Annotated in this window: 12 protein-coding genes; 11 read left to right on the top strand and 1 reads right to left on the bottom strand. The window is 70.9% G+C overall.

Going from position 1 to position 14,827, the window contains the following annotated elements; genetic code table 11:
- The first annotated feature begins 1 nt into the window (after position 1).
- The 4 genes from ACG83_RS07725 to nusB all read left to right on the top strand — a co-directional run bounded on the left by ACG83_RS07725 (position 2) and on the right by nusB (position 3,024).
- Positions 2-646: a shikimate kinase gene (locus tag ACG83_RS07725; RefSeq protein WP_083473085.1), complete on the top strand. Its 645-nt coding sequence runs from the start codon at positions 2-4 to the stop codon at positions 644-646.
- Entirely contained in the window at positions 646-1,755 is a 1,110-nt protein-coding gene (gene aroB, locus ACG83_RS07720) for a 3-dehydroquinate synthase (protein ID WP_054565520.1), read from the top strand. The genes ACG83_RS07725 and aroB overlap by 1 nt, the downstream gene beginning before the upstream one ends.
- A gap of 211 nt (positions 1,756-1,966) precedes the next feature.
- On the top strand, positions 1,967-2,530 hold the full coding sequence (gene efp, locus ACG83_RS07715; protein WP_054565519.1) for an elongation factor P: 564 nt from the start codon (positions 1,967-1,969) through the stop codon (positions 2,528-2,530).
- Positions 2,527-3,024, top strand: coding sequence for a transcription antitermination factor NusB (nusB, locus tag ACG83_RS07710; protein WP_076833167.1), 498 nt, complete (start codon positions 2,527-2,529; stop codon positions 3,022-3,024). The genes efp and nusB overlap by 4 nt, the downstream gene beginning before the upstream one ends.
- Positions 3,025-3,326: 302 nt before the next feature.
- Here the strand turns inward: nusB and ACG83_RS07705 are convergent, their stop codons facing one another.
- Positions 3,327-3,824, bottom strand: coding sequence for a transcriptional regulator (locus tag ACG83_RS07705; RefSeq protein ID WP_006540108.1), 498 nt, complete (start codon positions 3,822-3,824; stop codon positions 3,327-3,329).
- A 463-nt stretch (positions 3,825-4,287) separates the two neighbouring features.
- Here ACG83_RS07705 and pyrR point away from each other — a divergent pair, with 463 nt between their 5' ends.
- The 7 genes from pyrR (at position 4,288) to pyrF (ending at position 14,469) form a co-directional block, all read left to right on the top strand.
- Complete coding sequence (gene pyrR / locus ACG83_RS07700) at positions 4,288-4,995, top strand: bifunctional pyr operon transcriptional regulator/uracil phosphoribosyltransferase PyrR (RefSeq protein ID WP_083473084.1); 708 nt, start codon at positions 4,288-4,290, stop codon at positions 4,993-4,995.
- A 43-nt stretch (positions 4,996-5,038) separates the two neighbouring features.
- Positions 5,039-5,968: an aspartate carbamoyltransferase catalytic subunit gene (locus ACG83_RS07695; protein WP_054566465.1), complete on the top strand. Its 930-nt coding sequence runs from the start codon at positions 5,039-5,041 to the stop codon at positions 5,966-5,968.
- Complete coding sequence (locus tag ACG83_RS07690) at positions 5,965-7,320, top strand: dihydroorotase (RefSeq protein WP_054565517.1); 1,356 nt, start codon at positions 5,965-5,967, stop codon at positions 7,318-7,320. Before ACG83_RS07695 ends, ACG83_RS07690 begins: the two co-directional genes overlap by 4 nt.
- Positions 7,317-8,969, top strand: coding sequence for a hypothetical protein (locus tag ACG83_RS07685; RefSeq protein WP_054565516.1), 1,653 nt, complete (start codon positions 7,317-7,319; stop codon positions 8,967-8,969). Before ACG83_RS07690 ends, ACG83_RS07685 begins: the two co-directional genes overlap by 4 nt.
- A 73-nt stretch (positions 8,970-9,042) precedes the next feature.
- Complete coding sequence (gene carA, locus ACG83_RS07680) at positions 9,043-10,224, top strand: glutamine-hydrolyzing carbamoyl-phosphate synthase small subunit (RefSeq protein ID WP_198955710.1); 1,182 nt, start codon at positions 9,043-9,045, stop codon at positions 10,222-10,224.
- Positions 10,224-13,499, top strand: a complete 3,276-nt coding sequence (gene carB / locus ACG83_RS07675) for a carbamoyl-phosphate synthase large subunit (RefSeq protein WP_054565515.1) — start codon at positions 10,224-10,226, stop codon at positions 13,497-13,499. The genes carA and carB overlap by 1 nt, the downstream gene beginning before the upstream one ends.
- Before the next feature lie 91 nt (positions 13,500-13,590).
- Entirely contained in the window at positions 13,591-14,469 is an 879-nt protein-coding gene (gene pyrF, locus ACG83_RS07670; protein WP_054565514.1) for an orotidine-5'-phosphate decarboxylase, read from the top strand.
- The last annotated feature ends 358 nt before the right edge of the window (positions 14,470-14,827 follow it).

The following is a 14,827-nucleotide window of genomic DNA, read 5'->3' as shown; positions in this document are numbered from 1 at the left end:
GATGCGAACCGGGCACGAGGCCCCGGCGGCCACGGACAGCGCGGTGGCCGGCAGTGGGGAGGCGGGTAGCGAGGTGGCCGGCAGCGGGGCGGCGGCGGGTGCGGCCGTGGGCTCCACGGAGCAGGTTCGTCCGGGTCCGCTCGCGGTCCTGGTCGGCGCGCCGGGCGCGGGGAAGAGCACGGTCGGGGTGGCGCTCGCGCGGCGGGTCGGCGTGGAGTTCCGTGACACCGACCTGGACGTCGAGTCCAACCTCGGGATGAGTGTCTCCGACGTGTTCGTCGAGCACGGCGAGGAGTACTTTCGCGCGGCCGAGCGGTCCGCGGTGCTGGCGGCCCTGGCGGAGCACACCGGCGTGCTGGCGCTCGGCGGCGGGGCGGTGCTCGACGCCGACGTCCGCGCCGAGCTGGCCGGGCACTGGGTCGTCTACCTCGATGTCAGCGCCTCCGCCGCGGCCAGGAGGGTGGGGCTCGCCCGTGACCGGCCTCTTCTCGTCGAGGGTCCGCGTACCCGGCTGGCCGCGTTGCTGAAGGCCCGGCGCCCGCTCTACGAGGAGGTGGCCGCCCTCACGGTTGACACCGGCGCCCTCGAGGTCGAGGACGTCGTGGCGGCGATCCTGGTCGAACTCGCGGGGAGGATGAGCCGCTGATGCCGGCGACGAAGGTCTCTGATGTGGTCCGGATCGAGGTCGCCCCGGCCGGCGACCGCTCCTACGAGGTGGTGCTCGGCGAAGGGGTGCTCGGCGAGCTGGATGTGGTCGCCGCGGGGCGGACCAGGGTCGCGGTCATCCACCCACGTGCGTTGCGGGCCACCGCCACGACCGTTGTCGCCGCGCTGCGCGCGCAGGCGGGTGCGGAGGCGCACGCGGTGGAGGTGCCCGACGGCGAGGAGGCCAAGCAGCTCCGGGTCGCCGGTGAGTGCTGGGACACCCTCGGGCGCCTCGGCTTCACCAGGGACGACCTCGTCGTCGGCCTCGGCGGTGGGGCGACCACCGATCTGGCCGGATTCGTGGCCGCGGGCTGGCTGCGCGGTGTCGACGTGGTCCAGGTGCCGACGACGGTGCTCGGGATGGTCGACGCCGCGGTGGGTGGCAAGACCGGTATCGACATCGATGCGGGCAAGAACCTGGTCGGTGCGTTCCACCAGCCGCTGCGTGTCCTCTGCGATCTCACGACGCTGACGACGCTGCCCGCGGTGGAGGTCCAGGCCGGCCTGGCCGAGGTCGTCAAGGCGGGTTTCATCGCGGACCCGCGCATCCTCGAGCTGCTGGAGGCCGATCCGACCGGGGCGGCGCATCTGCCCGAGCTGGTGGAGCGTTCGATCCGGGTCAAGGCGGCGGTGGTGTCCGGGGACCCCCGGGAGGCCGGGGGCAGGGAGATCCTCAACTACGGTCACACCCTCGCGCACGCCATCGAGAAGATCGAGAACTTCACCTGGCGTCACGGCGCCGCGGTCTCGGTCGGGATGGTGTTCGCCGCGGAGCTCTCCCGGCGGGTCGCGGGCCTTGATGACACCACCGCCGCGCGCCACCGTGAGCTGCTGCGGGAGATCGGGTTGCCGGTGGAGTACCGCGGGGACCGCTGGCCGAGCCTGCTCGACGCGATGCGGGTCGACAAGAAGGCACGCGGGCGCCGCCTGCGTTTCGTCGTGCTGGAGGCACTGGGCCGGGCACGGTCGTTCGACGATCCGGAGCCGGAGCACCTGATCGCAGCGTATCGGGCCGTCGCGGCGGGAAGCGCGCCCGTGGTGGAGGCCTGACGCGAGCGGACTGACGGCGAGCGGACTGGGAGCGAGCGGTCCGGCGGGCGAACCGGCCGCCAGCTCTCGAAGCGCCACCAGTTGGCCTGTGCGGCAGTGGCGATCCGGATCTGTAGACTTTGCCGCGGCCAGAAACGGTGACGAGCGACAGGCTGGCGATCGAGTACGGATCGATCGACCGGGCGGCGACCGGAACGGAGAGACACGCGCAGTGGCGACAACGAACGACCTGAAGAACGGCATGACGCTCGACATCGACGGGGTGTTGTGGAACGTCGTCGGATTCCAGCACGTCAAGCCGGGCAAGGGCGGGGCGTTCGTCCGGACGACGCTGAAGAACGTGCTTTCCGGCAAAGTCGTCGACCGGACCTTCAACGCCGGCGTCAAGGTCGAGGTAGCGACGGTGGACCGTCGCGAGATGACCTATCTGTACCGGGATGGCGCGGATTTCGTGTTCATGGACAGTGAGTCCTACGAGCAGATTCCGGTCCCGCCGGACGTGGTGGGCACCGCCGCGGACTACATGCTCGAGAACACGACGGCGACGGTGGCGCTGCACGACGACGCACCGCTGTACGTGGAGCTGCCGGCCAGCGTCGAGCTGATCATCTCGGAGACCGACCCGGGTGTCCAGGGTGACCGGTCGACCGGCGGGACCAAGCCCGCGACCGTCGAGACGGGCGCGAACATCCAGGTTCCGCTGTTCATCGCCAAGGGTGAGAAGGTCAAGGTCGACACCCGCGATGGTCGGTACCTCGGTCGGGTGACGAACTGAGCGCCAGGTCCAAGGCGCGAAAGCGCGCGCTCGACATTCTCTACGAGGCGGACATGCGGTCGTTGCGGCCGATGGAGACCCTGGCCGCCCGCCGTGCGCAGTCCGACCCCCCGGTGCCTGACTACGCCTCCGACCTGGTCGAGGGCGTGGTCGCGCATCTTGGCGACATCGACCGCCATATCGCCAGCCATGCGCAGGGGTGGGCGATCGACCGGATGCCTCCGGTCGATCGCAACATCCTGCGGATCGCGGTGCTCGAACTGTTCTGGCGGACCGACGTGCCGGACGGCGTCGTGATCGACGAGGCGGTGCGGCTGGCGAAGACCATCTCCACCGAGCGGTCGCCCGCGTTCGTGAACGGTCTGCTGGCCAGCCTGCTGCAGGAGAAGCCCGAGCTGCTGCGGGAGGGCACTGAATCGGCCGAGCCGGCGGAGGCTGGCGAGGATGTGGCGCGGGCCGAAGGTGCGACGCGCACGGAGCCGGCCGAGAGCTGATCAGCCGACGGTGAGCTGATCGGAGCGGGAGTCCGCTCGCGGGTGATGGTTTCGAGCCGGGTGACGGTTCGATCCGGCTGGCGGGCTCGGAAGCCGTGGTGTCCCGGTACGTCACCGCTGTGACGTACCGGGTCTTCCCCCAGAGAAGATCACTACTGGTGCTGGCGTACGTGTGCTGGTTCGCCTGCTGTTTCAATGCTGAGCGGCCGGTACCCCCCGGAACCAGCTGCCCCTCGTGCGAGTCGTGCGATGTTCTGGCGGTGCGACGTTCTGGTGCGCCCGGTCAGGTGCCGGACCTGGACCTAGGCGTCGGACGCGGCCGGCTCGCTGCCCTGCTCGGGTGAAAGCACGCCCCACGACACGAGCTGCTCGGTGAGCTTGCTCGGCGAGGTGTCGTAGATCACCGCGAGGGAGCGCAGGTCCTCGTAACGGATAGAGAGCACGCGCCCGTTGTAGTCGCCGCGCTGGCTCTGGATCGTGGCCGCGTACCGGGCCAGCGGACCGCCCTGCTCCTTGGGAACCTGCGCGAGACGCTCCAGGTCGAGGACGATGCGCGGCGACTGCTCCAGCGGCGCCACGGTCGAGCCCTCGGGGAGAAGCTCGCCGACCGGAACGCCGTAGAACTCGGCCAGCTCAGAGAGCCGCTGGACGGTTACCGCGCGGTCCCCCCGCTCGTAGGAGCCCACCACGACGGCCTTCCACCGACCGTGCGACTTCTCCTCGACGCCATGGAGCGAGAGCCCCTGCTGGGTGCGTATCGCGCGCAGCCGAGCACCGAGCGCCTTCGCATAGTCGGACATCGAAGTGCCCACTCCTGTCGTGGTCGATCAGTTGGAACCGAGGGCTCTTGCCGCCGGCGGTTACCGATAGTAGTGCCCGCCGGGTTGAGACTCGACACCCGGGGGGTCGTGTCGCCTCTTTCTTTGTACCACTTTCTGTAGCCTTCCGGTTGCGGCCGGCATTAGCGCTGTCGGCACTTCCCGGCTACGGTGAGGATCTGTGCTCGTCGTCTGCCTACGGTGACGTGTAGTGACGATTGAAGTCCTCGGTATACGGAGCATCGTGATTCACGTCACTCTCGGCAACGGCTCGCCGAGGTTTGTGAAGTCGTGTGCGGGACCCGTCCGTGTGAGGACGACGTGTTCCCCGCCGCCGCCCCCCATGCCGCACTGACCGGCTACGCAGCTCCTGACCTGGCTGGTACGGTCGCGGAGACCGCTCCTTTAAGGACCGTCCAGTGAGGCGGGGAAGGAGGGACACCTCGTGGCTGCGGCCGCGCAAGGCGATCCTGCCCGTAACACACCCGGAAACATGCCCGGGGCCACCTCGCGCCCACCTGCTGAGGACTCCGACGGCGCGGTGGACGTGGTGGGCCGGACCAGCGACGATGACGCCGTGGCCGGGCCGCGCGGGCGTGCCGACCGGCCTGGATTGAGCCGTACTGTGCTCTCCGCCGCCGATATGAACCGGGTTGTGAGCCGGATGGCGCACCAGGTACTGGAGAAGACCTCGGGCGGTGACGGTGTGCTCCTGCTCGGCATCCCGACCCGTGGTGTTCCGCTTGCGCAGCGGCTGGCGCGCAGAGTGGCCGCGGTCGAAGGCGTGAATCTGCCGGTCGGTTCGCTCGACCCGACGATGTACCGGGACGACCTGCGGCTGCGCGGGGTTCGCCCGCTCGAGGTGACCGAGATCCCGGAATGCGGAGTGGACGGAATGGTCGTCGTTCTCGTCGATGACGTCCTGTACTCGGGCCGCACCGTCCGGGCCGCGCTCGACGCGCTCTCGGCCTATGGCCGGCCGCGTGCGGTCCAGCTCGCCGTGCTGGTCGATCGAGGCCACCGCGAGCTCCCGATCCGAGCTGACTACGTGGGGAAGAACATGCCCACCTCGCGACGCGAGTCGGTCGCCGTTCGGCTGCGTGAGGTCGACGGCGCGGACGCCGTGCTCATCGTCTCCGCGGACGCGCTGTGACCGCGCCCGCGAGCAGGCGCCGCAGCGGACCTCGGCGGTGGGTGTGAAACGCCACCTGCTCTCCACCGCTGACCTGCTGCTGGACGACGCGCTGCTCGTGCTCGACACGGCGGACCGGATGGCGCGGGTCGCCGACGCGCCGGTCCGCAAGCTGCCGACACTTCGCGGCCGGACCGTCGTCAACCTCTTCTTCGAGGATTCCACCCGCACCCGCACCTCCTTCGAAGTCGCCGCCAAGAGACTCTCGGCCGATGTGATCAATTTTTCGGCGCGAGGGTCAAGCGTGTCGAAGGGCGAGAGCCTGAAGGACACGGCGCAGACCCTGGAGGCCATGGGGGCGGATGCGGTGGTCTGTCGCCATTCGGCCAGTGGCGCGCCGCACCGGCTCGCATCCTGGGTGCACGGCAGCGTGGTGAACGCGGGGGATGGGACGCATGAGCATCCGACCCAGGCCCTGCTCGACGCCTTCACGATCCGCCGCCGGCTCGGCCGGCTGGACGGGCTCGCCGTCACGATTGTCGGGGACGTCCTGCACTCCCGGGTCGCGCGGTCGAACATCTGGCTGCTGACGACGCTGGGTGCGCAGGTCACCGTGGTCGCGCCGCCGACCCTGCTCCCGCTGGGCATCGACGGGTGGCCGGTCGGGGTCTCCTACGACCTCGACGCGGTGCTGCCCAAGACCGACGTCGTGATGATGTTGCGCGTGCAACGGGAACGGATGTCCGCGGCGTTCTTCCCCAGCGAGCGGGAGTACAGCCGGCGTTACGGCCTCGACGCGGACCGTGCCGCGCTCATGCCGGAGCACGCGCTGGTGATGCATCCCGGGCCGATGGTCCGGGGCATGGAGATCGCCTCCTCCGTGGCGGACTCACCGCGGTCGACGGTGGTCGACCAGGTCGCCAACGGGGTGAGCGTCCGGATGGCCGTCCTCTATCTGCTGCTGGGTGGCGGCACCGACCGGGAGACCACATGACATCGGTGATCGTGCTGCGTGGCGTCAGTCCCCTGGGGGGCGACCCCCGAGACCTGGTGATCGCGGGCGGGCGGATCGCCGCGGTCACGCCGCCCGGCGGCGGTGAGCACACCAGCGTCGTCGCGGACGCCGCCGACGGTGCGGCCGGCGGAACCCGGCGCGGCCCGCTGATCGTCGACGGCGCGGGCCTCATCGCACTGCCCGGGTTCGTCGACCTGCACACACATCTGCGCGAGCCTGGGCGCGAGGATGCCGAGACCGTCGAGTCGGGCACCCGGGCCGCGGCGCTGGGTGGTTACACGGCGGTGTTCGCGATGGCGAACACCGACCCGGTCGCGGACACCGCCGGAGTGGTGGAGCAGGTGTGGCGGCTCGGCCAGGACGCCGGGCACTGCGAGGTGCGTCCGGTCGGTGCCGTGACCAAGGGGCTCGCCGGCTCCCAGCTCGCCGAGCTGGGAGCCATGGCGACGTCCGCGGCTGCGGTGCGGATGTTCTCCGACGACGGGCACTGCGTGTCCGACGCGCTGCTCATGCGCCGCGCGCTGGAGTACGTCAAGGCGTTCGACGGCGTGGTCGCGCAGCACGCGGAGGAGCCTCGGCTCACCGCCGGGGCGCAGATGAACGAGGGCGCGATGGCCGCCTGCCTCGGCCTGCCCGGCTGGCCCGCGGTCGCCGAGGAGGCGATCATCGCGCGTGACGCGCTGCTCGCCGGCCATGTCGACTCGCGTCTGCACGTCTGTCACGTCTCCACGGCCGGCTCGGTCGAGATCATCCGGTGGGCGAAGGCGAAGGGGTGGCGGGTCACCGCCGAGGTGACCCCGCACCACCTGTTGCTCACCGAAGATCTGGTGGCTTCGTACGACCCGGTGTACAAGGTCAATCCGCCGTTGCGCACCAAAGCCGACACAGAGGCACTGCGAGCCGGGCTGGCGGACGGCACGATCGACTGTGTGGCAACTGATCACGCCCCGCATGCACCAGAGGACAAGGAAACCGAGTGGGCCGCCGCTCGGCCGGGGATGCTCGGGCTCGAGACGGCGCTGTCGGTGGTGATCGAGACGATGGTCACGACCGGGCATCTCGACTGGTCCGATGTGGCCGACCGCATGGCAGCCGCGCCCGCGCGGATCGGCGGGGTGGCCGACACCGTGCTGGACGTCGCGCAGTTCGCGCAGGTGGGTACGTCCGCGACGCTCACACTGCTCGATCCGCAGGCGCAGCGGGTGATCGACCCTGCTGCCTTCGCCAGCCGGAGCACGAACACTCCGTACCGTGGCCGCACGCTCCCCGGGGTGATCCGCGCGACCTTCCTCCGGGGCCGTCCCACCGTGCTCGACGGGAAGATCGTATGAGCTTGACGTCCCGCGGAGCCCCCGCCTTGGGGATGGCGCCATTCGCCCTGGCCGGGCCGGTCGTCGCGGTCGGCAGACCGAGTGGCGCGGCCCTGCACCTCCTGCTCGCCTTCGGGTTGCTGCTGCTCGCGGTGGCCTTCGTCGGCGCGATGCGACGGGCCTGGAGCGGCCGGGCGCAGGAGCAGGAGGAGGACCTGCCGGACCTGCCCGAACCGCCGGAGCAGACCGGGAACGTGCTGGCCGCGCCGCTGCGCGGAAGGTATCTCGGCACCGTCGACGCGGGGCACTGGCGGGAGTGGATCGCGGCCCGCGGGCTCGCCGGGCACGACGGCGACTACATCGCCGTCTACGAGCAGGGCGTCCGGGTCGACCGCGACGGCCATGCCTTCTGGATTCCCCGCGAGGCCGTGCGTGGCGCCCGGCTCGAGCGTGGGCATGCGGGGAAGGTCGCCGCGCCGAGCCGGCTCGTGGTCGTCGCCTGGTCCTTTGACGGCCGGGAGCTGGAGACCGGGTTCCGCGGCGAGGACAGGGCGCGCCAGCCCCGGGTCGTGCGATCCGTCCACGACCTGATCGGGCCGATGCCGACGGCGCCACTGCCCGGGGACATCACCTCGCCGCATGCGGTGCCGCGGGTTCGGGCCAGGTTGAGGCCGCGCGTCACGACGCCGCGTCCGACGCCCACTCCCGGGGCGGTGAGTCCCGAGGCGGCTGGTGCCGGTGCGGCCGGCCGCCGCGTTCCCGGTCCCGGTCCCGGTCCCGGTCCCGCCACGATGCCGATTCCGGTGATCGGTCGCCAGCCCCGCCGGCGGAGTGGGAATCCGCTGCCGGGGAACCAGCCGAGGCTGCCCGCGAACGGCACGGCCGGCCATCCGGTGGGGACACCCCACCTGGGCGGGCCGACCAGCACGTCGCCCGTCCCGACCGGTCCCATGCCGACCGGTCCCATGCCGACCGGTCCCGTCCCGACCCGTCCGGTCTCGACGGGACCCGTTCCGACCAGCGCGGCCCACACGGGATCGCACGAGGTGGAGGCCCACACCACCGGCATCCGGCGTACGGGGGCCCACGGCGTGGTCTCCTACGGCGGTTCGCTCGCCGGCGGCGGCACCCAGGAGACGGCGGTGCCCGGCACAGGCGGATACCCCACAGGTGGCTATCCGGCCACCGGGGGCTATCCGACCGGGGGCTACCCCGCAGGTGCGCAGACGGGGGGCGTCCCGGTGGCCGGCGGGCATGCGACGGGCGCGCACGGGTTTGCGACGGGCGCGCACAGCACGGGCGCGTATGAGACGCAGGGGTACGACACGGGCGGTTACCACACCGCCGGCTACGACACCGCCGGGTTCGACCAGGGCGGGTTTGACACGGGTGCCTATGGAACGGCCGGCCACAGCGCCGTGCCGCCCGGTACCCGCGGCTACGACACCGGTGCCTACGAGGTGGGGCGCCTTCCCGAGCGGGAGCGGCCGGGGCAGTATTCCGGGCCGGGTGCGGCCGGCTATCACGGCGGTCAGCCCGCCGATGCCGCGCGCCAGCCGTGGGCCGGCGCTCCGGCCGCGGGCTGGTCCCCTGACCCGGATCGCGACGCGTTCGCTGTACCCCCGCCGCCGTCGTCGCCGACGGGCGAGCGGGTGCCGGGATGGGAGTAACGACGATGACCACCAGACGGGTGACAAGCGACATCACCGGCACGAGTGGCAGGAACAGGGCAGAGGTGAGCCGGTGAGCGGCTTCGACAGGCAGCCTGCCCCGCCGGACGGCGGGCGGCCGGGAACGGGCCGGCAGGCGGTGCTCATGCTGGAGGACGGCCGGAGCTTCGCCGGGGAGGCCTTCGGGTCGGTCGGCGAGGCGTTCGGTGAGGCGGTCTTCTCCACCGGAATGACCGGATACCAGGAGACGATCACCGATCCGTCATATCACCGGCAGATCGTCATCATGACGGCGCCGCACATCGGCAACACCGGTGTGAACGACCTGGACTACGAGTCCGAGCGCATCCAGGTCGCGGGCTTCGTGGTGCGCGACCCGAGCCGGCTCGCGTCGAACTGGCGGGCGCAGCGCACCCTCGACGAGGAGCTCGAGAACGCCGGCGTGGTCGGGATCAGCGGGATCGACACCCGGGCGCTCACCCGCCACCTGCGCGAGCGGGGCGCGATGCGCTGCGGGATCAGCAGCACCGACACCGATCTCGACTCGCTGCTGGAACGGGTCCAGGCCTCGCCCGAGATGGTGGGTGCCGACCTCGCACCGGAGGTCAGCACCACCACTCCGTATGTCGTCGAGGCGCGGTCGGGCCTGCCGGTCTTCCGGATCGCGGCCCTCGACCTGGGCATCAAGCGCAACACGCCCGTCTCCATGGCCGCACTGGGCTGCGAGGTGCACGTCCTGCCGGCCCGCAGCACCGCCCAGGAGCTGCTGGCGCTCTCGCCCGACGGCGTCTTCCTCTCGAACGGGCCCGGTGACCCGGCCAGTGCCGACTACGCGGTCGAGACGCTCACCGGCGTGCTCGACGCGGGCGTCCCGGTCTTCGGGATCTGCTTCGGCAACCAGGTGCTCGCCCGGGCGCTGGGGTTCGAGACGTACAAGCTGACCTACGGCCACCGGGGCGTCAACCAGCCGGTCGCCGACACCCGGACCGGCCGGATCGCCGTGACCAGCCACAACCACGGCTTCGCGGTGCGCGCACCGCTCACGGGGACCACCGACACGCCCTACGGGCGCGTGGCGGTGAGTCATGTGGCCCTCAACGATGACGTGGTCGAGGGTCTGACCTGCCTGGACGTACCGGCATTCAGCGTCCAGTTCCATCCGGAGGCGGCGCCTGGCCCGCACGACGCCCACGGACTGTTCGACCGGTTCTGCGGCCTCATGGCTGCCGGCAGGCGGAAGCGGGGAGAAGCCTGATGCCCAGGCGCGAGGACCTGAGGTCCGTGCTGGTGATCGGCTCCGGGCCGATCGTCATCGGCCAGGCGTGCGAGTTCGACTATTCCGGCACCCAGGCCTGTCGGGTGCTGCGGGCCGAGGGCCTGCGGGTGATCCTGGTCAACAGCAACCCGGCGACGATCATGACTGACCCGGAGATCGCCGACGCGACCTACATCGAGCCGATCACCACCGAGATCGTCACGAAGATCATCGAACGGGAGCGCCCCGACGCGATCCTGGCGACGATGGGCGGCCAGACCGCGCTCAACACCGCGGTCGCCCTGCACGACGCCGGGGTGCTGGAGCAGTACGGGGTGCTCCTGATCGGCGCCAACATCGACGCCATCCGCTCCGGAGAGGACCGGCAGGCGTTCAAGGACATCGTCGCCTCGGTGGACGGTGAGACCGCCCGCAGCGCGATCTGCACCACGGTCGAGGAGTGCCTCGCCGCCGCGGACGAGTTCTCCTACCCCGTCGTGATCCGTCCGAGCTACACCCTCGGCGGCGCCGGCAGCGGCTTCGCGCACGATGTCGAGGAACTGCGCCGGATGGCCGCCTTCGGCCTGGCGGCGAGCCCGTCCACCGAGGTGCTCGTCGAGGAGTCCGTGCTCGGCTGGAAGGAGTTCGAGCTCGAGCTCATGCGTGACCGCGCCGACAACGTGGTCGTCGTCTGCTCGATCGAGAACATCGACCCGATGGGCGTGCACACCGGCGACTCGGTGACGGTGGCGCCGGCACTGACCCTGACCGACCGCGAGTACCAGCGCATGCGCGACATGTCGATCGCGGTCATGCGCGCGGTCGGGGTGGACGCGGGCGGGTGCAACATCCAGTTCGCGGTCGACCCGGCCACCGGCCGCCAGGTCGTGATCGAGATGAACCCCCGGGTGTCCCGCTCCTCCGCGCTGGCGTCGAAGGCGACGGGCTTCCCGATCGCCAAGATCTCGGCGAAGCTGGCGCTCGGCTACACCCTCGACGAGATCCCCAACGACATCACGCGCACGACCCCGGCCGCCTTCGAGCCGACTCTCGACTACGTGGTCGTGAAGGTGCCGCGGTTCGCCTTCGAGAAGTTCCCGGGGGCGGACACGACGCTGACCACGACGATGAAGTCCGTCGGCGAGGCGATGGGGGTCGGCCGCAGCTTCGCCGAGGCGCTGCAGAAGGCGCTGCGGTCGATGGAGCAGCCCGGCCTCGCGTTCAGCTTCACCACGCCGACCGAGTCCGTCGAGGACCTGCTCGCCGAGGCACGTGTCCCGCACGACGGGCGGCTGCGCTGCGTGCAGCAGGCGCTGCTCGCCGGTGCCGAGCCGGCCGAGGTGACCGCGCAGACCGGCATCGACCCCTGGTTCGTCGACCAGATCGTCTACCTCAACGAGATCGCCGCGTCGCTGACCCGTGACCCGGAGGGGATCCGCCGGGCGAAGCGGGCCGGCTTCTCCGACGCCCAGCTCGCGGCCCTGCTGGGCACCAAGGAGGACGTGGTCCGGTCGTTCCGGCATCGGGCCGGGATCCGTCCCGTCTACAAGACGGTCGACACCTGTGCCGCCGAGTTCGCGTCCGAGACGCCTTATCACTACTCGTCGTATGACGAGGAGACCGAGGTCGCGCCCAGCGACCGCCCGCGGGTGATCGTGCTCGGCAGCGGGCCCAACCGCATCGGCCAGGGCATCGAGTTCGACTACGCCTGCTGCCACGCGGTGATGGCGCTGTCCGAGGCCGGCTACGAGGCGGTGATGGTCAACTGCAACCCGGAGACGGTCTCCACCGACTACGACACCGCCGACCGCCTCTACGTCGAGCCGCTGACCGTCGAGGACGTGCTGGAGGTCATCCACGCCGAGTCGCAGGCGGGCCCGCTGGCCGGAGTGGTCGTTTCGCTGGGCGGCCAGACCCCGCTCGGCATCGCCGCCGCGCTGGCCGACGCGGGCGTGCCGATCGCCGGCACTCCGCCGAAGGCCATCCACCTCGCCGAGGACCGCGGCCAGTTCGGCCAGGTGCTCGACAAGGCGAACCTGCCCTCGCCGCCGCACGGCGTGGCCACCTCGTACGCGGAGGCACGAACCGTCGCCGACCGGATCGGTTACCCGGTGCTGGTACGGCCGTCCTACGTGCTGGGCGGGCGCGGGATGGAGATCGTCTACGACGACGCCATGCTGCGCGACTACATCGAGCGGGCGACGCAGATCTCGCCCGAGCACCCGGTGCTGGTCGACCGCTTCCTCGACGACGCGATCGAGATCGACGTCGACGCGCTCTACGACGGCTCCGAGCTGTACCTCGCCGGAGTGATGGAGCACATCGAGGAGGCCGGGGTGCACTCCGGTGACTCCGCCTGCGCGCTGCCCCCGATCACCCTCGGGCGTTCGGAGCTCGACCGGATCCGCGAGTCGACCCGGCTGATCGCCGAGGGCGTCGGCGTGCGCGGGCTGCTCAACGTGCAGTACGCCCTGCAGTCCGACGTCCTGTACGTCCTGGAGGCCAACCCGCGGGCCTCGCGGACCGTGCCGTTCGTCTCCAAGGCGACGGCGGTCCCGCTGGCCAAGGCCGCGGCCCGGGTGATGCTCGGCGCGACGGTGCCCGAGCTGCGGGCCGAGGGCCTGCTGCCGGCGCATGGTGACGGCGCGACACTGCCGCTGGACTCGCACATCTCCGTCAAGGAGGCCGTGCTGCCCTTCGGTCGCTTCCGCGACGCGGGAGGCCACGGAGTGGACACCGTGCTCGGCCCGGAGATGCGTTCCACCGGTGAGGTGATGGGCATCGATGACGGCTTCGGGACGGCCTACGCCAAGTCGCAGGCCGCCGCGTACGCGTCGCTGCCGACCTTCGGACGGGTGTTCGTCTCGGTGGCGAACCGCGACAAGCGGGCGATGATCTTCCCGATCAAGCGGCTGGCGGATCTCGGTTTCGTCGTCTACGCGACAGCCGGGACGGCGGACGTGCTGCGACGCAACGGGGTCAAGGCCGTGGTCCTGGGCAAGCATCGGGCTCCCAGCGAGGACCTCATCGACTGCGTTGAAATGATCACCTCTGGCCAGATCGATCTGGTCATCAACACACCCTGGGGTGTCGGACCGCGGCTGGACGGCTACGAGATCCGCACCGCCTGCGTCAGCGCCGGGGTTCCCTGCATCACGACCATCCAGGCGGCTGCCGCGTGCGTGCAGGGTATCGAGTCCCTCGTTCGGGGTGAGCTCGGGGTGCGACCGCTGCAGGACTACCACGCCGCGCTGCGGGCGGCCTGGGAGAAGTGACGGCGGTGCCCGCACGGGTGCCGCCCGTGCGGGCACCGGCTCGGATGGGTGCCGGGCCGGACCGGCGCTGGCTCGGATGGGTGGTGGATGGATGACAGGGGGCCGACCGGTGACGTCACAGAGCCATTCATGGTCGGGCCGGTTGTGGGTGCCACCGGCCGGCCGGCCGCCGATCGCGGTCGCGCTGGACGCCCCGGACGGGGCCACCGCGCTGGACTGGGCTCGCGCGGTCGCGCCACACTGCGCCGTCCTGAAGATCGGCCTGGAGCTCTTCCTTCGGGAGGGTGGCGCGGTGGTGAATGCGCTGCGTGACGAAGGTCTGCTGGTTCAGGCGGGTTCGGTGGGGTCTGCCGGGGCGGGCCACACCCTCGGATCCCTGACGGAGGGTGACCACTCCGCACTGTCGAGTCCGGCCGATCCGGCCGGGCCGGCCGGATCCGCACCGGAGCTCTTCCTCGATCTGAAGCTGCACGACATCCCGGCGACGGTCGCCGGCGGGATGCGTTCGCTGGCCGTCCTGGCGCCTCGGTTCGTGACGGTGCACGCGGCCGGAGGGGCCGCGATGATCAGGGCCGCGGTCGAGGCGGCGCCCGAGGTCCACGTGACCGCGGTCACGGTTCTCACCTCTCTGGATGCCGCCGCGCTCGCCTCCATCGGCCTGTCGGGACCGCCCTCGGACGCCGTTCGCAGACTCGCCGTGCTTGCCGTGGAGGCCGGCGCGAGGGCTCTCGTCTGCAGCCCGAAAGAGGCCTCCTTGGTCCGCGGAGAGCTCGGCGAAACTGTGACTCTCATCACACCTGGGGTCCGTCCGGAGGGCTCGGAGCAGGCCGACCAGGCACGTGTCGCAACCCCGGAACGGGCGCTCGCGGACGGTTCGGACCTTCTGGTGATCGGTCGTCCGATCACCTCCGCGAGCGATCGGGCCGTGGCCGCCGCCACTCTCGCCGCCAGGGTTACTCCACTCCGGTAGGTCGTTGACCTGCGGAAACGCCACTCGGTGCAGGTCGGGGCGCTCTTGGTGTCCGTCGGCCGGTACGGTGGGGCCGCCAAGGTCCGAAAGCGTCCTGCGCATGCGACACAGGGCATTCATCCGATCAAAGGCTGTGTCTTGTGGGGACAATGCCCGGCGATCGGAGTGATGCAGCTCGGCTGGACCGAGGAGCCTCTTCCTCGCTAGTTTGCGCGGCGCGATCACCACATTGAGCCTTTTCAAAGTCGATTTTCCTAAAGGCCCTCACTGGAGAGGACGAGGACGGCCTGGGCGAAGATGCCGACGCGGCGTGGGCAGCCGCGGAAACGGTCGAATATGTGCCAGTTCTTGAGGACCG

This window comes from Frankia sp. R43, from assembly GCF_001306465.1.
In the GTDB taxonomy this organism is placed as follows: Bacteria; Actinomycetota; Actinomycetes; order Frankiales; family Frankiaceae; genus Parafrankia; species Parafrankia irregularis.
Note: the sequence above shows the minus strand (reverse complement) of the source record. Positions and strands in the feature narration are given on the sequence as shown.